Origin of the sequence: Nocardiopsis sp. Huas11, assembly GCF_003634495.1 — a bacterium.
GTDB lineage: Bacteria > Actinomycetota > Actinomycetes > Streptosporangiales > Streptosporangiaceae > Nocardiopsis.
This window is the reverse complement of sequence record NZ_RBKY01000001.1, coordinates 2,873,503-2,893,733: the sequence shown is the minus strand read 5'-3', so window position 1 is coordinate 2,893,733 and position 20,231 is coordinate 2,873,503. Positions and strand designations below refer to the sequence as shown.

Annotated in this window: 17 protein-coding genes; 6 read left to right on the top strand and 11 right to left on the bottom strand. The window is 72.2% G+C overall.

From position 1 onward, the window contains the following. Positions 1-65 precede the first annotated feature (65 nt). From DFP74_RS12985 to DFP74_RS12960, 5 genes are all read right to left on the bottom strand, one after another. A complete protein-coding gene (locus DFP74_RS12985; RefSeq protein ID WP_121181942.1) occupies positions 66-1,445 on the bottom strand; it encodes an MFS transporter in 1,380 nt (459 codons plus the stop codon). Between the two features lie 230 nt (positions 1,446-1,675). After that, positions 1,676-3,412: an ABC-three component system protein gene (locus DFP74_RS12980; protein ID WP_121181941.1), complete on the bottom strand. Its 1,737-nt coding sequence runs from the start codon at positions 3,410-3,412 to the stop codon at positions 1,676-1,678. Beyond that, on the bottom strand, positions 3,402-3,656 hold the full coding sequence (locus DFP74_RS12975) for an ABC-three component system middle component 6 (protein ID WP_233570951.1): 255 nt from the start codon (positions 3,654-3,656) through the stop codon (positions 3,402-3,404). Before DFP74_RS12975 ends, DFP74_RS12980 begins: the two co-directional genes overlap by 11 nt. A 2-nt stretch (positions 3,657-3,658) precedes the next feature. Continuing rightward, positions 3,659-4,597, bottom strand: a complete 939-nt coding sequence (locus tag DFP74_RS12970; RefSeq protein ID WP_121181939.1) for an ABC-three component system protein — start codon at positions 4,595-4,597, stop codon at positions 3,659-3,661. 648 nt (positions 4,598-5,245) lie between these two features. Then, complete coding sequence (locus DFP74_RS12960) at positions 5,246-5,755, bottom strand: ATP-binding protein (RefSeq protein ID WP_121181937.1); 510 nt, start codon at positions 5,753-5,755, stop codon at positions 5,246-5,248. A 242-nt stretch (positions 5,756-5,997) separates the two neighbouring features. Between DFP74_RS12960 and DFP74_RS12955 the strand changes: the two genes are divergently transcribed. From DFP74_RS12955 to DFP74_RS12935, 5 genes are all read left to right on the top strand, one after another. After that, positions 5,998-6,843, top strand: a complete 846-nt coding sequence (locus DFP74_RS12955; RefSeq protein ID WP_121181936.1) for a helix-turn-helix transcriptional regulator — start codon at positions 5,998-6,000, stop codon at positions 6,841-6,843. Positions 6,844-6,854: 11 nt separating this feature from the next. Next, the gene (locus DFP74_RS12950) at positions 6,855-7,064 is read left to right on the top strand and encodes a DUF397 domain-containing protein (protein WP_121181935.1); all 210 of its coding nucleotides are present in this window, start codon (positions 6,855-6,857) and stop codon (positions 7,062-7,064) included. Positions 7,065-7,228: 164 nt separating this feature from the next. Beyond that, positions 7,229-8,524, top strand: coding sequence for a hypothetical protein (locus DFP74_RS12945; RefSeq protein ID WP_121181934.1), 1,296 nt, complete (start codon positions 7,229-7,231; stop codon positions 8,522-8,524). Positions 8,525-8,722: 198 nt separating this feature from the next. Beyond that, positions 8,723-9,340 (top strand): hypothetical protein, encoded by a 618-nt coding sequence (locus DFP74_RS12940; RefSeq protein WP_370013370.1) that lies wholly within the window; start codon positions 8,723-8,725, stop codon positions 9,338-9,340. Then, positions 9,337-9,897, top strand: a complete 561-nt coding sequence (locus DFP74_RS12935; protein ID WP_233570950.1) for a hypothetical protein — start codon at positions 9,337-9,339, stop codon at positions 9,895-9,897. The genes DFP74_RS12940 and DFP74_RS12935 overlap by 4 nt, the downstream gene beginning before the upstream one ends. A gap of 74 nt (positions 9,898-9,971) precedes the next feature. Here DFP74_RS12935 and DFP74_RS12930 read toward each other — a convergent pair whose 3' ends face one another. The 5 genes from DFP74_RS12930 to DFP74_RS12910 all read right to left on the bottom strand — a co-directional run bounded on the left by DFP74_RS12930 (position 9,972) and on the right by DFP74_RS12910 (position 17,498). Beyond that, positions 9,972-11,135, bottom strand: coding sequence for a VWA domain-containing protein (locus DFP74_RS12930; RefSeq protein WP_121181932.1), 1,164 nt, complete (start codon positions 11,133-11,135; stop codon positions 9,972-9,974). Further along, a complete protein-coding gene (locus tag DFP74_RS12925; protein WP_121181931.1) occupies positions 11,132-13,513 on the bottom strand; it encodes a DUF5682 family protein in 2,382 nt (793 codons plus the stop codon). Before DFP74_RS12925 ends, DFP74_RS12930 begins: the two co-directional genes overlap by 4 nt. Beyond that, positions 13,513-14,547, bottom strand: a complete 1,035-nt coding sequence (locus DFP74_RS12920) for an AAA family ATPase (protein ID WP_121188217.1) — start codon at positions 14,545-14,547, stop codon at positions 13,513-13,515. The genes DFP74_RS12925 and DFP74_RS12920 overlap by 1 nt, the downstream gene beginning before the upstream one ends. A gap of 126 nt (positions 14,548-14,673) precedes the next feature. Continuing rightward, positions 14,674-16,191 carry a DUF5691 domain-containing protein gene (locus tag DFP74_RS12915; RefSeq protein ID WP_121181930.1) on the bottom strand — a complete coding sequence of 506 codons (1,518 nt, stop codon included), beginning with the start codon at positions 16,189-16,191 and terminating at the stop codon, positions 14,674-14,676. Further along, positions 16,188-17,498: an SWIM zinc finger family protein gene (locus tag DFP74_RS12910; RefSeq protein ID WP_121181929.1), complete on the bottom strand. Its 1,311-nt coding sequence runs from the start codon at positions 17,496-17,498 to the stop codon at positions 16,188-16,190. The genes DFP74_RS12915 and DFP74_RS12910 overlap by 4 nt, the downstream gene beginning before the upstream one ends. Positions 17,499-17,992: 494 nt before the next feature. Here DFP74_RS12910 and DFP74_RS12905 point away from each other — a divergent pair, with 494 nt between their 5' ends. After that, a complete protein-coding gene (locus tag DFP74_RS12905; protein ID WP_121181928.1) occupies positions 17,993-19,273 on the top strand; it encodes a cytochrome P450 in 1,281 nt (426 codons plus the stop codon). On the opposite strand, the gene DFP74_RS12900 is transcribed toward DFP74_RS12905, so the two are convergent. Continuing rightward, positions 19,248-20,225: a TIGR03557 family F420-dependent LLM class oxidoreductase gene (locus tag DFP74_RS12900; RefSeq protein WP_121181927.1), complete on the bottom strand. Its 978-nt coding sequence runs from the start codon at positions 20,223-20,225 to the stop codon at positions 19,248-19,250. The two genes, DFP74_RS12905 and DFP74_RS12900, sit on opposite strands and share 26 nt — an antisense overlap. Between the last annotated feature and the right edge of the window lie 6 nt (positions 20,226-20,231).

Here is a 20,231-nt window from a genome sequence, read left to right as displayed (position 1 = left end):
GGCCGTCGCGTCCATCATCCACGGCGGGACGGCCCGGCCGGTCACTCTGTCCGCAATCGGCCAGGTCAGCCGACCCGCGACCCCTGATCGGCCCCGCGCCGGTTCAGCACGCACACCCCCACCACGACGACCGCGGTGAGCCCGCCCAGGAAGAGGGCCACGGTGTGGAAGGCGGCGGTGAACTCCGCGCCCTCCAGCCGGCCGCCGGTCAGGACCGCCAGGACGGCGCCGACCACGGCGATCGCGATCGTCTCCAGCGTGAGGCGGACCGCGTTGAACACCCCCGCCGCCGTCCCGGCCCGCTCAGCGGGGACCGCCCCCACCGCCAGGCCGTCGATGAGGCCGTTGGTCAGCCCCACGCCCGCACCGACCAGAACGAACGGGAGCGCCAGCGAGACCGGGGTGACGTCCGGCCCCAGCACCAGCAGTCCCAGGGCACCCGTTCCGCACAGGACCAGGGCGCCGACCACGACGGCCGTGTGCGGCAGCCGCGCGGCCAGTTCGGCTCCCACCGTGGGCAGGAGCAGCGTCGGCACGGTCAGCATCAGCAGCCACAGGCCGGTCTGCGCCGCGGACAGCCCGACCACGGCGATCAGGTACGACGGCAGGTACACGAGCAGCGGGACGAGCACCGCCATGAAGGTGGCCGCCGCGAGCGCGTAGGCGACGAAGCGCCGGTCGGTCAGCAGCGCGAGGTCCACCAGGGGCTCCCGGCGTCCCCGCTCGACCAGCACGAACGCGCCGAGGAGCAGCGCCGAGGCCGCGAGGGCCCCGACGGCCGTGGGCACGCCCCGCTCGGGCCCCTCGACCAGTGCCGCCAGGAGCGTCAACAGGCCCAGGGTGAACAGCGTCGCGCCCAGCAGGTCGATCCGGCGCCCCGTGCCCCGTGCCGACGGCAGCAGGGGCACCAGCACCAGGACGGCCCCGGCGACCAGGGCCGGTGCGACGAAGGCCGCCCGCCACCCCAGGGTCTGCACCAGCAGGCCGGAGACCGCGGGACCGAACGCGGTCCCCGCGCCGAGCACCGTGCCGAGCAGGCCGAAGGCGCGGGCCCGCGCCGGCCCCTCGAACGTGGCGGCGAGCAGCGAGGTGCCGCCCGCGACCGCGGCGGCGGCCCCGACCCCGCCCACGGCGCGCAGGACGACCAGGCCGGCGACGTCCTGGACGAAGGGGACCAGCACGCCGCTCAGGAGGAACAGGCCGACGCCCACGGCGTAGACCCTGCGCCGGCCGACCGCGTCGGCCACCGAGCCGGCGACCACGAGGAAGGCGGCGAAACAGGCGTTGTAGGCGTTGACGACCCACTGCGCGGCGCTCAGCCCGCCGCCGAGGTGCGCCTGCATCTCGGGAAGGGCGGTGGAGGCGCCGGTGATGGACAGGGGGAAGACGAGTGTGGACAGCAGAACGGCGGCGAGGACGACCCCGCCGCGGTGGCGTTCGTGCACGAGAAGCTCCGAGCCTCAGACGTGAAGCCGGGCAGCACCGAGGGCCGCACCGGCGATGGACGCTGATGCGGCGGACCTGCTGTGGGGCGGGCCGCCGCTAGGCGGCCACGTCTTTCGACTCGGGCACGGTCGGAAGGTTAACACCCACCCGCCTCGCACCAGGCCATCCGTCTTTGCACCACGGACGGCCGTGAGGGGCTATCGAGCCGGACTGGCCCTGGCGGGGTGCTTCAGAAGCGGAACCCGAAGAGCCCTCCGGTTTCGGAGTCGTCGAGCCGGGGCGTGATGACGTACTGATCCGCGTCGAAGCCCAGCCGCTGGGCCTTGGCGAGATCATCGGAGTTCATCGTCACGATGTACTGCATGCCTTCGTCCTCCATGACCCGCGCGGCCAACTCCAGGGCACGGGCGACCTGGCGTTCGTCCACCCCGTCGTAGATCTTGCTGTCGTGAACGAGGAAGTCGGGGCCGCGTCCGGCGCGATGGGCGGTCACCGCCCACGTCAGGTCGAAGCAGAACATCTTCATGTTGGAGATGCCTGTGCTGTCATCGGCTTCGAGCTTGAGCTCGATCTCCAGGTGGCTCCTTCGGGCGTTGAAGGTCAGTAGGGGCTCGCGCGCGTCGCCGTACAGATAGCGGGCGTACTCGTTGAAGCGTAGGTTGGCCTGCCGTGCCTGTTCCTGCCTGGTATCGATGTCATCGCGGACTTCCCTCTCCAGAGCGGCCTTGTCCTCGTCGATCTCCACACGGCTGCGCTCCAGGGTGCGGGCGGCCTCGAAACGGTGTTGAAGCAGCTCCCGGTGGGCCTCCTCCTTGGCCAGCGCGCTCTGCATGACCGTGAGCGTGTCCAGGGCGCCACCCTCCTTGAGAGTTCTGAGAAGTTCGGCCTGCCGGTCACCCAGCTCCTTGCGTTCCCGCTCGCTTCCCGCGAGCTTCTCGCGCAGCCTGGCCGCTTCCTCCTCCAGGTACTGCCTCCGGTTGTGCACCACGGCCCGGTGGAACTCCTCCACCTGCCCGAAACGGGCACGCACCTGATCGCCGAGCAGTACCCCCATCTCCGCGTACGCCTGTTCCAGGTAGTCGTGGCCGGGTTCCCTGGCCTCCGCCATGGAGCGCTCGGTGTCGGTGAGGTTGCGCTGGTCGACGACGTCGTCCTCACGCAGGGCGCGGATGCGTGTGTCGAGACGCTCGGCCTCCCGGCGGATCTCCTCGTACTCGGGAACGACCTGGAACGCGGTGATCTGCCTCCGTAGATCGGCGATCCTGCGCTCCGCGACGGTGAGCTGCCCGCGCAGGTCACCTGACCTGCCGACGATGTCCTTCCAGAGGGGGTCCTTGGCCGCCTGGCCGAGCTTCTTGCGGGTCTGCTCCCTCTCGGACAGTTTTCCGTAGCGCTGGGCCAGTGACCAGTCCATACCGAGCAGATAGCACAGGTTGGCGGTGGCCTGGTGCCGGTTGGCCTGGGTGTTCGGCCGGAGGGCGTCGGCGAAGCCGTTCTTCTCCGTCCTTCGGAGGTAGAAGCCGAGCAGCGTCCTCCCGCTCAGCCCCTCGTCGGCTTCCCGGATGCCGAACAGCTCCCCTTCGAGGGCACTCTTCCACTCCTTCGCGCGGACTGTCCCGCCCCTCGGGATGAGCGCACCCGGGTCGTGACCGAGGATGTCCGGATCGATCTGGACCTTCGCCGGGTCCTTGCCAGAGCGCCGTACGCTGAGGAGCCCACCGGGAGCGGAGGGCCAGTCCAGGACGAGCTCGAACGCCCTTTCCCTGTTCTCCCTGCGGGTGACCAGTGGTGTTTTGTCGGCGCCGAGGAGGAACTGGAGGAGTTCCACCATGCTGGTCTTGCCAACGGCGTTACGGCTCTGGTCGTCGGTGGAGGCGGTGGTCCGGTCGGCGACCAGCAAGTTGAGGCCGGGACGGAAGGAAACCGCGCGGAACCTAGAATCGCTGGCCTTCAGCTCACGCAACACCCGATACCTCCCGGAAGACGAGCAGGTCGTCGCGCAGTTCGACGGTGCCCAACGCGTACAGGACGTCGAGAGCGAGAACGAACCACCAGAACGGCACGGGGGCGTTGTGGGCGTGGTCGGCGCGCCATTTCTGGAGCCTGCGCCATGCCTGGGTGACGGTGACACTCTGCCGTTCGCTCGACATGAGGATCTGGGCTCCCACGGTCAGCAGTGCTCGTTGCGGTGCGATGCCTTTGGTCGGCACGATCACACTGCACCCCCTCCCCCGACCTCGCCGTGAGGTCTCCACTCCGTCGGCGGGACCCTGAAGACCTCGCACCGGCCGAAGAAGTGCATGAGCACGACGTTGGCGTCGATCTGGTCCTTGAGTGAGGCCGCCTTGTTGCCAAGGATGTACCACCGCAGGTGGTCTGCCACAGTGTCAGGGTCCTCGTGCGAGTCGGCCAGCTCCACGTACTCCTGACGGAAGGCGGCCGCCACCTCGTCCTCCTCGAAGGGGTTGTTCAGCCCTCGGTAGTAGTCGCCCACCAACCGCACGTAGGGCAGCGCCTTGAGGAGGAAGTCCCGCATCTCGTCGCTGAACCGGTTGTACTCCAGTTTCCGGCTCGACGGGACGGGAACCCCGTCCGGGGTGACACTATGCCGCTTCCGAGTCGAGAGGTGTTCGAGGAGAGGGGCGAGTTCGCCCATGCCGACCCCGGTCACCAGTTCCGTCGCGGGAAAGGGCCCGACGAGGTCTTCGACGGTCGCGTCGTCGAGCTTCGTGAGTACCTGGCACATACGGGTGAGGCCGAAGTTCTCGAAGCGCAGCGGCGCGTACTCCTTCTGGGCCTCGGAAATCTCCTTCGTCACCTCGGGCGAGACGCCGCGCAACTCATTGTGCACGAACACAAAGCGGTCGAAGTCGCCCCCACGGTTCTCAACCGCCTTGACGAGGTCGCCGCGGAACTTCTCACGGACCTCGCTCGGCTTGAACACCCGCGGACCATAGCAGGCGTAGAGCTTTCGGTCACTGATGGCCAGGCCGTCGGCACCCAAGTCGCCCTGGCTGGTGCGTACAGGGAAGAAACCGGGATCGGCGAGCTCCATGAGTTCGTGGAAGAAGTCCTCGAAAGACTGACCGTGCAGGGTCGCGAGCTTGTTTCCCAGCTTCGGCCGTGCGAACTCACGCCTCCAGGAATGCATACAGCTCCGGCCTTTGCGTTCGCTTTACCAGTTCTCGCGTCCTTACCTATCAGTCACAGACTGTCACCACCAGGCTTTTGACCATATGTGGCCGCACCGGAACCCTCACGCTGGGTGCGGCCTCCACGCCGGCTCACAGTCAGCCAAGTAGTGCGATCACGGGCTGGACGAGGGTTCCGGCCGTGGCGGCCAGGGCGTAACCGGTGAGCGCCCAACCGACGCGGCGGCGGGGTCTGCGGTGGCTCGCTGGGCGACGGGGGCGGTCCGAGCGGCGCGGGAGCGGAGGACGTTCACGCCTGGGGCGGGGTACGCGCACCGGTTCGGGTTCTGGTTCGGGGCCGTCTTCCGGCCGGGGCCGGGGAGCGGGTCCGGGCCCCTTGCGGGGGTGTGGGTCCGGCGGCTCGGAAGCGATCATCCACAGGGGCAGATCGCCGTGGGCGAGCCGGTGGCGCAGCCGAGCGGTGTCGGGCATGTGAGCCAGGAGCGCGCGTTCCCTCGGGGTCCGGCCCAGCGAAGTGAGCGGCGGCGCGGGGGCGTTCGAGGGGCGTGAGGGGAGCGTGGGACGGCTGAATCGCCGACCCCTGGGCGCGTTCAGAACTCGGCGCATGCCGGGGGCGATACCGGAGGCCGAGGCGGCCGTCACCGTCGTCATACCGTCTCCCGGAACGTGGGGTAGGTGAACTCCGCCCAGATCACGGTGCCGAGGACGCCGTGCGTGCCGGTACCGGCCCAGCGCTGGGTGCCCCACTCCGTGGCCAGGCGGTCGATGAGCAGCAGGCCGCGGCCACGTTCGGCGTCCTCCCACTCCTCAGCCGTGCGCTGGGCGGGGATCATCGGCCGGGAGTCCACGGGCCCGTCGTCGATGACGGACAACCGGAGCGTGGTCTCCCGGGTGGTGACGACAGGCGTGGACAGGATGCGCATCACCGTCCCGTCGGGCCGCCCCGACCTGCTGTGGGCGACGGCGTTGGCGAACGCCTCGCTCGCACACAGGGCGGCGCTGGCGACCAGGTCGTCGGGGATCCCACCGAGTTCGGCGAGGTCCTCACGCATGTCGGCGCGGACGCGAGCCGTGATCGCGGCCCTGCCGGGGTAGAGGCGCGCTGCCCAGCGCCGCCCCGGGTAGGCGGGCGTCGGACTCTGCGATACAACAGGCATGTCGGTGACTCCTCAGTTCTGCGCGAATTGACCGCCGACCATGCCCTGGGGGTGTTCACAGCACCCGCCAGGGCTTCGTCGTGCCTCGTCTTGGGCACGTTGCCAGCGAGTACAGCCGATTCTCAGCACGTCGATCTCCCTGATCTCCCGTGCTAGCGGGGCGAACCAACCATAGTTAGAGTATGACCCTGAGTAATCTTCTTGGCAAGGCTAACTGGCAACTCTAATTAGATGGGACGTCCATGCCGATCACCACACCCACCGTGGCCCAGTGGCAACTGGGCAGGGAGCTCCAGCGACTCCGGGAGCGGCACAGCCTCACGATCACCGACGTCGCTCGGATTCTCGAAGTCACCATCTCCACCGTGAGCCGTTGGGAGGCCGCGCTCCGGGTGCCTCGCGAGAAGGAGCTTCGGCAGCTCACCAGGCACTACGAGTTGTCATCCCAGGAAGCCGAAGCCTTGATCCAGATCCGCCGTCAAGCGGGCAAGCGGGGTTGGTGGCAGTCCTACGACCTGCAACAGCGCTACGGAACATTCATCGGACTTGAGGCCAGCGCCTCGGAGATCGAGGCGTACACGAGTTCCGTGGTCACGGGTCTCTTCCAGACCGAGGACTACGCGCGTGCCGTGATCACCGGGGTCAGCAGCTCTGTCACCCCGGACGATCTCGAACGGCAGATCGAGGTTCGCCGACAACGCGTCAGTCGAGTGCTGTCCGAAGGCGGACCCGACATGTGGGTGATCCTCGGCGAGAGCGCGGTGCGCCAGCAGGTCGGGGGCGTGGACGTCATGCGTGAGCAGCTCACGCATCTGCTGGAGCTGTCCGCGCACTCCAAGGTCACCCTCCAGGTCATCCCGCATGTCGCCGGAGCCCACATCGGAATGGTGGTACCGACCTTCATGATCCTGAAGCTGCCCGAGTCCGGACTCTCGACCGTTTATGTGGAGAGCTACCGGAGTAACCTCTTTCTCGAAAGCGCTGAGGATCTGCACGACCACGAGGCGATCTTCAACCAGCTTCGGCTGGCCGGAGTCGGTGGCAACATGCTGCGGAAGCTGCTGTCGGACATCCGCAGAGATCTGTAGAAGGACGAGCGATGACACCTGAGAGTCAGTCCATCATCCCGAATGCCGCGACCTGGAGAAAGGCGAGCTACAGCGCCGACCAGACCGCGTGTGTGGAGGTGGCCGACTGGGCGACGGGGGCCGCCGTCCGCGACACCCGGCACCGGGACCTCGGCAGTCTCACCTTCGCCCCCGGTGAATGGCAGGCCTTCCTCGACACCGCCAAGGGCAGCCTCCGCTAGCCAGTCCGGTCGTCGGCCACCGGAACAGGTCCTGGTGGCCAACGTCCGGTACCGGTCCGTGCCGACACGACGAGTGGAGCCAGTCCCCCATGTGGTCCTTCTTCCGTCGCGGAAGATCTCGGCCCGAATCTCCATCGACCCCTTCGATCCCTCCGGTCGAGGAGATGGAGGGCGAGTTCCCCCGGCACTACGACCACGAAGTCCGGCTCGGCGTACGCGTCCCCCAGGCCCAGGGCGCGGCCTTCCTCGCGCTGGTGCGCGGCCAACCCTGGCGGTTCCTGGAGGTGGCGGCGACTCCCGAACACCGGGACTACGACGTCCACCTCCCGGTCTCCGGCGCCGCCGTCGGCTCAGCCGTCGCGGCTGCCACCAGGTTCCGCAAGGCATGTGACCGGTCAGGTGTCGACGCGCGGATCACCACCTCCGCACGGCTGCGGTCACGCCCGAACAGCACTCACGCCTACCTCGTGCTGCCCGACGCGCCCACGCGCCGGATACCGGCCGCCCTCTTCCTCGCGCTGACCTGGTGGCGGGCCAAGGGGCGGGTCCACGCGCAGAGCCTGACCGAGGCCCGGGCCCGGGTACCGGAGTTCGTGGCCAGGAACCCCGAGGCCGGCCCCGCGGAGGCACTCACGGTCGTCGGTCTCCCTGACCGAATCCACACCTCCGACCGCAACCCGGTGCTGGGCGCCGTGGCGCTGGGTGTCTTCCTACTGGTGTGCGGCGCGATGCTGTTCTACGCGTGGCGCGCCGGAGACGTCGTCATCGGACCCCTGATCACCACCATGATCGCCGTCCCCTGCCTCTTCGGCCTGTGGCAGGTCCTGATCCGGATCCCGGAGAGTCTGGCCAACACCTGGTTTCCCCTGATCATCACCGTCCTGGCGATCCCCGCCATGGTGGCGTTGGGCGACTTCAGCCTGACCGTCTACCTGGACGCCTTCGGTATCGGCGCCGACGAGGTGGCGCTCTCCGGCATCAGCCGCTTCGCGGCGACGACCGAGAGCGCGCCCCGGGTGTTACAGGCCCTGGTCGTCTCACTCGGCCTGTTCGGCCTGATCCGGCACTTCCATCTGGTCACGATCGGCGGTGCCCCGTTCCTCATCGGAGTGTTGGCGGTCCTGTTCGGCCTCGCCTACGTGCTGGGCGCGCTGACGGACCAGCTCCGCGAGGACGCCGCCCAGGGCGAGGCCCATGTCGAGACCTACCGCGCCGAGGGCGGCGAGTCCCGATTCCACAGCGGTGTGGAACCCGCGGTGGTGTGCGTCGATCCGGGCGAGGACCCCGTCACCCGTGTCGGACCGCCGCTGACGACGGACCGGCCGGTCCTGTACTTCGCGGGCGCCAACGACGTCGACCTGCTCTGGGACCGGGAGGAGGGCGTCACCCGCGTGCCCCGGTTCTCGGTCGCCCTCACCCCGGTCGACACTCTCGACGATCCCTGCCCCGCGACGGACTGAACGCGCCCGGTCGGGCGAACGGAACGCCACGTGCGCGGGCCCTTCGGCGGACAGGCCACAAAAGGGTTCCGGTCCGTCCCAGTCCGCCAGAATCAGGGAGATTTGCACCAAATGTCCGCGCCCGGCCGCGTGACCCGGGCTTGGCTCCGTTTTGGTGCGGCCTTGACGGGCATGGGAGCTCTGCGGGAGGTGCGCGTCTTGAGCGGAACCGTCGTCCTGATCACCGTGCTGGTGGCCGCAGCCGTGGCGGCCGTTCTCATCGCCGCCTACTTTCGGTTGCTTCCCGCTTGGCGCGGCGCCCGCCTGAGGAAGCGCTTCGGTCCCGAGTACGACGCCGCGGTCGCGGCGGCCCAGGGCGACCGGTCGGTCGCCGAGAGGGAGCTGGACGAGCGACTGAGACGGCACCGGCAGACATCGGTGCGCACGCTCACCGACGCCGAACGCGACGGCCACACCCGGTCCTGGTCGACGGTCCAGGAGGGTTTCGTCGACGATCCGGCCGCGGCCGTGGGCGACGCCCGGGCGCTGGTGGAGCGGATCATGACGGACCTGGGTTACCCCGACCGCGCCGGAGGGTTCGAGGACCGTCTGCGGGACCTGTCCGTGGAGCACGCCCACGCGGTCGCCGAAGCCCGTCGTGCGAACGTCGCGCTGTCTCCAGCGGAACAGGCCGACACGGAGCACCTGCGGGAGGCCCTGGTGGCCTGCCGGGGGCTGGTGACCGCCCTCCTGGGCACGCCACCGCCCACGCTGCGCTCCGAACCCGGCCTCGCGCCGAAGAGACCGAAGGACCCGGCGCCGGAGGCCACACGTTGAGCGACACCCCGGAGCAGCAGCACGCGCGGTGGACCATGCGCGCTCGCCGCACGGAGGACCGTTTCCGGCAGCACGACGGCGCGGCCGCGCCCCCGGCCGCGCACCCGACCGGATCCGCACACCGACCAGGTCTGGAGAGACCCGTGGCCGAACGCGCGAAACCACCCGAGAGGAAGCCCGAAGCGAAGGCCCCGGCGCCGCGGAGCTCGGGCGGCGCCTCCTCGCCCGCCCCCGCCACCACGACCCGCGGCACCGCCCGTCGAAGGTCGACCGATCGGTCCCGGACCCCGTGGAAGCCGCGGCCGCGGAGCACGGCGGGCGCCAGGGACGACCTGCGGGAGGCCCGGGGCGCGTTCGTCGACGACCCGGCACAGGCGGTGGAGCAGGCCGACGCCCTGGCCGAGAAGATGACCGACGCCCTGGTCAACGCCCTGACCGAGCGCCGCGCCGAACTGCGTTCCGCGTGGAGCGCCGAGGAGCCGGACACCGAGGCGCTGCGCCTGGCCCTGCTGGAGTACCAGTCCTACGTCGAGGGGCTCATCGACCTCACGAAGTAGGGCGGGGCCCGGGCGCGAGAGCCACCGACCGCGCCCGGTCGGGGGCCGCACCGCGCGGCGCGGCCCCCGACCGGTCACTCGTCCTGGTGCTTGTCGACCCACGCGGTCAGGGGCAGGCCCTGGATGGCGGCGGCCATGAGCTCCGGGAAGGCGTCCGGGGTACAGGCGAACGCGGGGACGTCCATCTCCGCCAGGGCCGCGGCGTTCGTGCGGTCGTAGAACGGCGCGCCCTCGTCGGACAGGGCGAGCAGGACCACCACCTGCACGCCGGCGGACTTCATCGCGGCCACGCGCTTGAGCATCTCCGCGCGGACGCCGCCCTCGTACAGGTCGCTGATCAGCACGAACACCGAGTCGTTGGGCTTGGTGATCAGCCCTTGGCAGTAGGCGATGGCCCGGTTGATGTCGGTACCGCCGCCGAGCTGGGTGCCGAACAGGACCTCGACGGGGTCGGTGAGCTCCTCGGTCAGGTCGACGACCGCGGTGTCGAAGGCCACCAGCGAGGTCCGCAGCGCGCTCATCGAGGCAAGGACCGCGCCGAACACGCTGGCGTACACCACGGAGGAGGCCATCGAGCCGCTCTGGTCGATCGCCAGCACCACGTCCTTCTGCACCCCCCGGCTGCGCCGCCCGTACCCCACGAGGGTCTGCGGCACGATCGTGTTGTGCTCGGGCAGGTAGTGCGCCAGGTTGCGGCGGATCGTGGCGTTCCAGTCGATGTCGGCGGCCCGGCGCGGCCGGGTCGTGCGCGACGACCGGTCGATGGCGCCGCGCACCACCGAGCGGGTCTTCTGCGCCACCCGGCGCTCCAGGTCCTCGACCACCTTGCGCACCACCGCGCGGGCGGACTCGCGGGCCTCGGCCGGCATCACCCGGTTGAGCGAGAGCAGCGTGCCCACCAGGTGCACGTCGGGTTCGACGGCCTCCATCATCTCCGGCTCCAGCAGGAGCCGGTGCAGACCGAGGCGCTCCATGGCGTCCTTCTGCATGACCTGCACGACGGAGGTCGGGAAGTACTCACGGATGTCGCCCAGCCACCGCGACACCCGCGGGGCGGAGGCGCCCAGGCCCGCGGAGCGGCGGCCGGACCCGCGGCCGGCGGCGCCGTCTCCCTGGTTGTACAGGGCCTCCAGGGCGGCGTCCATCCCCTGGTCCGCGCTGCTCAGACCGCCCCCGCACTGGGCCTCCCGGCCCAGGACCAGCCGCCAGCGGCGTTCCCGTTCGTCCACGGCGTTCACGCGAGACTCCTTCCGTTGGTGAGCAGGGCCGCCACCGCCGCCACGGCGGGCGCGGCTCGGCCCGCGTCGACGAGGCGGCGCTCGGCGTCCGCGTCGTCGGAGCGGGGCGACCCGTCGATCCGGGCGGCGGCGTCACCGATCGCGCGCCGCTCCGGTGCGTCGAAGGCGCCGAACGTGCGCCGCAGCAGCGGCAGCACCGCCGTGAACCGCTCCTCGGGCAGGCTCAGCAGCCAGGTGTCGATGAGCCCGAACAGGCGGTCGTCGTGGACCAGGATGAGCCCGCTGCCCCGCAGGAACCCCTCCAGCCACGCGGCCGCGTCAGCGGGCTCGGTGCCCGGCGACATCGCCAGTCCGAGGCGTCGGCGCAGTTCGTCGGCGGCCAGCAGCCCGCCGTCGGACAGCATCCGGGTGAGCCGGCCGGCGATCCGTCCGGGCAGGGTGTCGCGCCGCGCCAGGGCGACGAGCGCGGCCGTCCAGGCGTCGAAGGCGTCGCCGCCCAGCAGGGACGCCGCGTCGTGCGTGTGGTCGATGCGCCGGACGAACTCGGCCGCCGCGTCGTCGTCCAGTCCGTGCACCGCCGGGCCCAGTCCCACGCACACCCGCCGCAGGATCTGCTCGGCGACCGCGCGCAGGTGGCCGCCGTCCGTCCCGCGCACGTCGCCGTACCTGGCCGACCGCGCCAGCGCCGGGAGCGCGGCCATCAGGTGGGTGACGTCGCTGTCGGTGGCCGCGCGGTCGGTGAGCAGGGACAGCACGTGCGGCAGCGCCTCGCCGAGTTCGGCGAGCAGGCACTGCTCGGTGAGGGCGGTGAGCCCCGGCAGGTCGGCGTCGGCGGCGAGGTCGGCCGCCCGGGCTCCGGCGGCCGAGGCCACCGTGGTGCCCCACCGGCTCGCCTCGATCAGCGCCACGTCCATATCCGGTTCCCAGCGCAGCCGCCAGGCCTCCCGGAACGTGCCGCGCCGCCCGCCGTCCCCCTCCCGGGGCACGCCCCACGCCACGCCGAGCATCCGCAGCCGGTGCAGCAGCACGCCGCGCTCGCGCTGGCTCTCCTTGCGCAGGTCGAGGTCGAGATCGCGGTCGAAGGGCTCGGGCTTGAGCCGCAGCCGTTTCTGGGCGGCGGTGAGGTCGCGCTGCAACGGCACCATGGGCGTGCTCGGCGGCACCGCTCCCATGCGCTCGCCGATCGCCATCGTGCGGTGGACGAGCGCCGCGCGGGCGGTCTCGCCCTCGCACAGGACGCAGGTGAGCGCCTCGGACACCTCGTCGAGGCCGGCGAGGGGCCGCCCGCGCAGGACCGACAGCGTCTCCGCCAGCCGCACGCCCTCGATGACGTGCGACGAGGAGACCGGCTGGCCCTCCTCGCGCAGCAGCCGCGCGGCGTCGGTGAGCCAGCGGTGCACCGGCCGGTCGGGCGCGGTGAACAGGTGGTGGTACCAGCCCGGCGAGGACACCCCCGCCCCGTAGCCGCTGTCGGACGCCAGCCGCCCGTGGGTCCACGGCACCCACGTGGCGTTGACCTTCACCTTGGGCAGTCCGCGCAGCAGCGCGGTGTCGTCCTTGACCGGGTAGTCGGCCACGTCGCGCAGGGCGGGCGCGTGCCAGGCGCCGCACACCACGGCGACCCGGTCGTGCCCCTCCCTGAGCACCGCGCGCAGGGTCTGGCGCATGTACGCCTCCCGTCGCGCGTCCCAGCCCCGTTCCGGGCCGGTCTCGGCGCGCACGGCCGCCATGGCGTCGGCGATCGCGGGGAACGGCGACGGCTGGGCGTCGCGCCGCTGCTCGATGACGTCGTCCCACCAGCGCTCGGTGTCGTCGTAGCCGGCGGCCCGGGCGAGCACGCCCAGCGGGTCCACCCGGACCCCGGGGGCGTCGTCGGCATCACCGCCGTCACCGTCGCCGCCGTCCCCGTCTCCCGACTCCGCCGGGGATCCTCCCTCCTGCTCCTCCTGCTCCTCCTTCGCGGTCTCCTCCGTCCCGCTCTCCTGCCTCTCGGCCCGCGCCCGCGCCTCGGCACGGGCCACGCGCTCGGCCAGGGTGTGCGCGGCGGGCAGGTCGCAAAAGCGCACGGGAACGTCGTTCTCGACGGCGTACCGCAGCGCCTGCCACTCCGGGGAGAAGGACGCGAACGGCCAGAACGCCCACCCCTCCCCCGCCCTCGGCGCGTCCCCCTTGGGGGTGTCGGCGAGATAGGCCAGCAGGGCGACCGGCGGCTCCAGCTCGCCGACCAGGCCGGTGAGGGCGTCCGCCTCGGGCGGCCCCTCGATCAGCACGGCGTCCGGCTTGATCTCCTCCAGGGCCGCGCGGACCGCCCTGGCCGAGCCCGGACCGTGGTGCCGCACGCCCAGGACGTGCAGCCCACTGGTGTCCAGTCGTGCCATCAGGCGCTCACCTCGCGGCAGGCGCGGTAGAACTCGCTCCACCCCTCGCGGCCGCGCGCCACGGTCTCCAGGTACTCGCGCCACACCACGCCGTCGGAGACGCGGTCCTGGACCACCGCCCCCTGGATGCCCGCGGCGACGTCGGCCGGACGCAGCTGCCCGTCGCCGAAGTGGGCGGCCAGGGCGATGCCGTTGGTGAGGACCGAGATCGCCTCGGCCGTGCTCAGGGTGCCGCTGGGCGACTTGACCTTGGTGCCGTTGTCCTCGGTCACCCCCGAGCGCAGTTCACGGAAGACGGTGACCACCCGCTGGATCTCGGTGAGGCTCGTGGGCACCTCGGGCAGCTCCAGCGCCCGGCCGAGCTGCTCCACCCGCTGGGTGACGATGCGCACCTCGTCCTCCGCGCTGTCGGGCACGGGCAGCACCACCGTGTTGAAGCGGCGGCGCAGCGCGCTGGAGAGGTCGTTGACGCCCCGGTCGCGGTCGTTGGCGGTGGCGATGACGTTGAAGCCGCGCTGGGCCTGGACCTCCACGCCCAGTTCGGCGACGGGCAGCGCCTTCTCCGACAGGACCGTGATGAGCCCGTCCTGGACGTCGGAGGGCATACGGGTGAGCTCCTCGATCCGCGCGATCGAGCCGCGCGCCATCGCGTTCATCACCGGGCTGGGGACCATCGCGGCCTCGGAGGGCCCCTCCGCGAGCAGCCGGGCGTAGTTCCAGCCGTAGCGGACGGCCTCCTCCGAGGTTCCGGCGGTGCCCTGCACCAGCAGGGTCGAGTCGCCGGCGATCGCGGCGGCCAGGTGCTCGGAGAGCCAGGTCTTGGCGGTGCCGGGCACGCCGATCAGCAGCAGCGCGCGGTCCGTGGCCAGGGTCGCGACGGCGATCTCCACGACCCGGCGGGAGCCGATGTACTTGGGCGTGATCTCGGTGCCGTCGTCCATCGTGGTGCCCAGCAGGTACTGGGTGACCGCCCACGGGGACAGCTTCCAGCCCGGGGGGCGCCGGCGGTCGTCGGCCTTGGCCAGCGCCTCCAGCTCGGTGGCGTAGGTCTGCTCGGCGTGGGGGCGAAGAGCACCGGAGGGACTGGGCCGGAGGTCTCCGTCGAGGGTGGTGGCGGGCGACGGGTGGGCGGTCGTGGCGGCGTCGGTGGAGGTGGACAACTAGAGCTCCCGGGTCATGTCGTGTCGGAATCGGAGGGTGTCCCGCAACCGGAGGTAGGGCGCCTCGGCGGCGGAGTCGCCGTCGGCGGGCGGGCTGTCGGGGAGTGCGGTGTGGAGTTCGGGGGCCAGGTGCTCGGCGGCGACGGAGCAGAACACCCGGAAGCCCGAGACGTCGCTCTTGCGCTTCAGGGGCCTCTGCAACCGCCGGACGACCCAGTCGCACAGCTCCGGGGACCACGGGCCCGGCACCATCCGGATCACCTGGTCCAGGGCCAGCAGCGTGGTGTCGTCGTCGACAGCGTCCAGCAGCACGCGGCAGCGCTCGTCCGGGGCGAGTGCGGCGAACAGCCCGGCGAGCCGGAGGGCGCCGCGGTCGCGGTAGTGGCGCGAGCGGGGGTCCACCAGGCCGGTGCCGACCGCCCCGAGCAGGGCACGGGCCCATACGGTGTCGCCCTGGAGCCCGGCCGCGCCGGCGAAGGTCTCGCGCAGCCGGACGTCGTCGGAGCGCTCCAGTCGGGCGACCAGCTCATCGGGCGTCTGGCCCAACAGGTCGGTCCACACGTCCATCGGGGTGTGCGTGACCAGGGTCGAGGCGCGTTCGGCCCGCGTCGCGGCGGTCTCGGGTTCGCCGTCGGCGGCCACGAGGGTGAGGTCGCGCAGGATGTCGCTCCGGTCGGGGGCGACCGGGTCCACGGTGAGGCCGCCGCGCTCGTCGACGCGGGCGAGCTCGCGCACGTAGCCGCGCAGCCGGTGCGCGTGCGCACTCTCGGGCAGCCGGGTGAGCAGGGCCAGGGCCTGGCCGCGCACGGTGGCGCTCCGGTCGTCCAGGGCGCGGTCGAGCAGGGGTTCGTCGTCGTTCCCCAGCCCCGTGGCGAGCGTCTCCAGCAGGTGGCGGCGCTGGTCGGCCTGGCGCAGTCCGGGCCAGGCCGCCTCGAGCAGTGCGCGCGCCGCGGCGGGGTCGGTGGCGCGCAGGGCGGCCAGGGCGTGGCGGCGCTCGCCCGGCGTGCCGTGGGTCCAGTCCCGCTCCCGGTAGCGGTCGCCGGGCAGCGGGACCGCGTGCGCGTAGGACCAGGCGGGTGTGAACCGGGCCAGCCAGCGGGCGCGCGGCCCGACCGCCGCGACGATCATCGGACGCAGCTCGCTGTCGCCGACGCCCCGGTCCAGCAGGTCCGGCACGGTGGCGCGCGCGGGGCTGAGACCGGCCGCCGCGGCCAGGCGCAGCCACTCCGGGAGGAGTTCGGGCCGCGAGGCCAGGACCTCGGCCAGGCGGCGCTCGGCGGCGGCGCCGACCTCGGGGCGTTCGGGCTCCTCGTCGGGCGTGACGGGCGTGCGGGTGGAGGGCGTGTACCCGGCGTCCCGGCGCACGGCGGCCAGGGCGGCGCGGTCCAGCAGGACCCGGGCGGGCGCGTCCGCCGGAGTGGCGGGCAGTTCGGGGGTGTCGGGGACCGCGCGGCGGCCGGTGCCGACCAGGGCGGCGGAGACCAGCAGGTCCCAGGAGTCGGAGGGCGGGGTGGTCACAGGGTGATCGCCTTTCCATGTGCGTCCCACACGGTCAGGGGCGTGAGCCCCTCCCGGGGCGACCACTCCCCGGCGACCGTGGCCGGGTGGCCGCCGGTGACGGCGAGGAGCCGCCAGGGCTCGGGATCGGACAGCGGCAGCGCGGCGCCGGAGGGATCGGCCAGGTACCACCGGCCGTCGAGCGCCGGCGCGGCCGCGCCCAGGACCACCGGCCAGGAGTCCCTCCAGGGGTCTTCGGCCAGGGCCGCGGCGTAGGAGTCGAGCGCCTCGGCGACCGTGCCCGCCTCGGGGGGCGCGGCCGGCGCGGCGTGGTGGCCGTCGTCGACGGGGACGGCGCGGTGGCCGTCGGGGTAGAACGCGAGCTCGGTGTCGGCCTCCGTGGCGTCGCGGAAGGGGGACGCGGGCGCCTGTTCCGGCCGCGCGAAGGCCAGGGACAGCGCGATCCGCCCCGTGCCGCGGCCGCGCAGCCACACCCGGCGGGCGCGGATGTCGGGGTCGGCAGTGCCGACGTCCCGTCGGCCCAGGACCTGCCAGGTGTCGCGGACGCGCTCGCCCTCGGCCAGGACCTCCTCGACCCGGGTGGTGATGCCGGCCCGGGCGCGGACCACGCCGCGCGTGCGCGCGCCGAGCTCCTCACCGGCCCGCCGGCCCCCGTCGCCCGCGGAAGGGGCCTTCGACTCCTCCTTCATCTCCTCCGGCGCGGCCGCGACCGCCCGGTAGGCGTTGACCAGCAGGTGCAGCCGCCCGAGCCGGTCCAGGACCGCCTCCGGCCAGCCCTGCTCCCGGACCGCTCCGGGCAGCTCCGACACGAGCGCGGCGGCCCCGCCCGCCTTGGCGTCGACCAGGCGCTTGGCCATGCGGTCCCAGTGGTCGTAGCCGTGCTTGGGGGCCTCCGCCAGACCGGCGTCGATCTGGTCGTCCAGCCACAGCCGGAGTTCGTCCATTCCGCCGGCGACGGCCTCCTCGCGGGCCCGGAGCGTGGCCGCGGCGCGCTTGGGGTCGACGGGGGCCGCCTCCGGCCTCGTCCGGCGCGCGGCGCGCCCGGCCAGCCACTTCGCGACCCACTCGGGCCGCTCCTCACGGGTCTGGACCTCCTCCTGTGCCCACAGGGCCAGCAGCCCCAGGACGTGCTTGCAGGGGATCTTGCGGCTGGGACAGCTGCACTTGAAGGCCGGTCCGCCGTCCAGGTGGACGGCGGCGAGGTAGGGCTTGGACCCGCTCCCCTTGCACTCGCCCCACACGGCGGCGGTCCCGCCCGTGTCCGCGGCGACCGCTCCGCGCTCGGGCCAGGATCCGGTCCTGGCCACCTTCAGAGCGGCCTTGTGCGATGAGGGGTCCGGGGCCAGGGCCCAGACGTCGTCAGTACTCCATCGATCGCTCACAAGGACAACACTAGGGATCGCCAGTGACAGAACAGGGGCTTCTCGGAGCCTTTTTCGCGACGAATCCGGAAGCTTCAGGAACTGTCCGAAGGATGTGAGAGGATCCCACTCCGAGCGCCTCCCCCGGGCACCGCGTCCGGGCTCCCCCAGGCGCTCCCGTGCCCTGGTCGGCGCGGGCCCACGGCCCTGCGAGCGGTGACGGCCCCGCCTCGGAACGCGTCCGACGAACGGCGCCCCTTGTTCCCCTTTCCTTCGGAAAAAGGAAAAGGGGATCGGCGGATTTCCACGAAACATCGCACGATTCGCCGTTTCCCGCCTACAATTCCAGAACCGGCGCTTCCCGCGCCGTCGGCCCTCCCACGTGCGCTCACTCCCGGAAGGGAGGGAAGCGGGTCCCGCGCCGCCGGAACCGCGCCCCGATGTCTCCCACTCGGCCCGCCCGCCTCTACGCCCCGGTCCCCTCGTGCGGCCGGTCCGAACTCTGGGAAAGGCTGCGCGAAATCCACGGCGCCGTCGCCCCGGTGGAACTGGAGCCCGGCGTGCCCGCCTGGCTCCTGCTCGGCTACCACGAGAACCTGTCCGTCCTGCAGAACCCGCACCTGTTCTCCCGGGACACCCGCCAGTGGCGCGAGGTCACCGACGGCCGCGTGGACCTGTCCGACTCACGGCCGACCCTGTCCTGGCGGCCCAACGCCCTGTACGCCGACGGCCCCGAGCACACCCGGCTGCGCGCTCCCGTCGCCGACGCCCTGGTCCGGGTCGACCTGACGGCCACCTCACGCACCGTGCGCCGCATCGCCGACGACCTCGTCGACGCCTTCGTGGCGACCGGGCGCGCCGACCTCATCGGGGAGTTCGCCGCGCCCCTGCCGGTCCTGGTGCTCAACCACCTCTACGGGCTCCCCGACTCCTACGGGCACATGCTCGGCGACCTCACGGCCGTCCTGTTCGGAGCCGACGCCCGGCGCGGTGAGGACGCCGTCGCCCGTGTGCACCAGTACTTCGCGGGCCTGGTCTCGCGCAAGCGCGTGCGGCCGGGCCCGGACCTGGTCTCGTGGATGATGGCGCACCCCTCGCGGCTCAGCGACCACGAACTCGCGCACGCGGCGGCTCTCATCAACAACGCCAGCCACCAGCCCACCGCGCACCTCATCGGGAACACCCTGCGCACGCTGCTCACCGACGGCCGCGTCCGCACGGCCCACGCCGACGCACGCCTGAGCGTGCAGGACCTGCTCGACCACGTGATGTGGACCGACACGCCCTTCCAGGTCCTGCCCGCGCGGATCGCCCTCCAGGACGTCCGGATCGGCGACTGCGACATCCGCGGCGGAGACGCCCTCCTCATCGGCTTCGAGGCGGCGCACCAGGACCCGGCCGTACGGGCGGCGGGCGGCGGGCGCGCGCACCTGATGTTCGGCGCGGGCCCGCACGCCTGCCCCGCGCGCAACCTGGCCCGGACGATCGCCGCCACCGCGGTCACGGCGGTCCACGAGCGGTTGGGCGGGCTGAGCCTGGCCGTGCCGCCCAGGGAGCTGCGCCTGAGGCCGTCCCCGTTCCTGCGCGGGCTGGTGGAGCTGCCCGTGGCCTTCACCCCGGGCGAGCCCGTCCAGCCGGCGGCCGACCCGGACCGCCCGCGGGCCGCGGAGCACACCGACCTGTTGTCCCGCCTCCTCAGCCGCTGGCGTCGTAGCGCTTGAGCGCCCGGACCGGCTCGGCCAGCTCCTGCTCGAAGAACCGGAAGAACCCCTCGGGATCGGGGCCCGAGTTGACCAGGCACAGGTGGTCGTACCCGGCCGCGGCGAACTCGCGAACGGCCGCCAGGTGGCGCTCGGGGTCGGGTCCGTAGCCGATCGCGTCGCGCATGTGGTCACGGGTGATCAGCGCGGTGGCCGCCTCGAAGTTCACCGGGTTGGGCAGTTCCGACATGACCTTCCATCCGGTCAGGCCGAAGCGGAAGGTCTCCCGTGCCGAGTCCAGGGCGCTCGCCTCGTCCGGCGCCCACGCCAGGGGCACCTCGCAGTAGCGCGGGCCGTCGCCGCCCCTGTTCTCGTACGCCCCGGTGAGCACGCGGCTGGGCTCGGTGCCGAACAGGCCGTCGCCCAGCTCGGCGGCGATCGCCGCGGACCGCTCACCGCCCGCCGCCACGACGATGGGCGGCGACTCCTCGGGCAGGTCGAACACCCGGGCGTCCTCCAGGGACAGGTAGCGCCCGTCGTAGGAGTGGTATCCGCCCGACCACAGCAGGCGGATGATCTCGATCGCCTCGCGCAGCATCTCCTGGCGCTTGGTCGCGTTGGGCCAGCCCCGGCCCACCACGTGCTCGTTGAGCCGCTCCCCCGTTCCCAGTCCGAGGACGAAGCGCCCCTCCGCCAGCAGCGCCGTGGTGGCCGCCGCCTGCGCCACGATCGCGGGGTGGACCCGGATGATGGGGCAGGTGACGCCCGTGGCCATCTGGATCCGCTCGGTGCGTTCGGCGATGGCGGCCAGCATCGACCAGACGAACGCCGAGTGCCCGTGGCTGTAGAGCCACGGATGGAAGTGGTCGCTGACCTCCACGAAGTCGAATCCGGCCTCCTCGGCCCGCACCGCCTGGTCGACGATCTCCCGAGGGCCGAAACCCTCGGCGAACAGCTTGTATCCCACGCGCATGGTGAC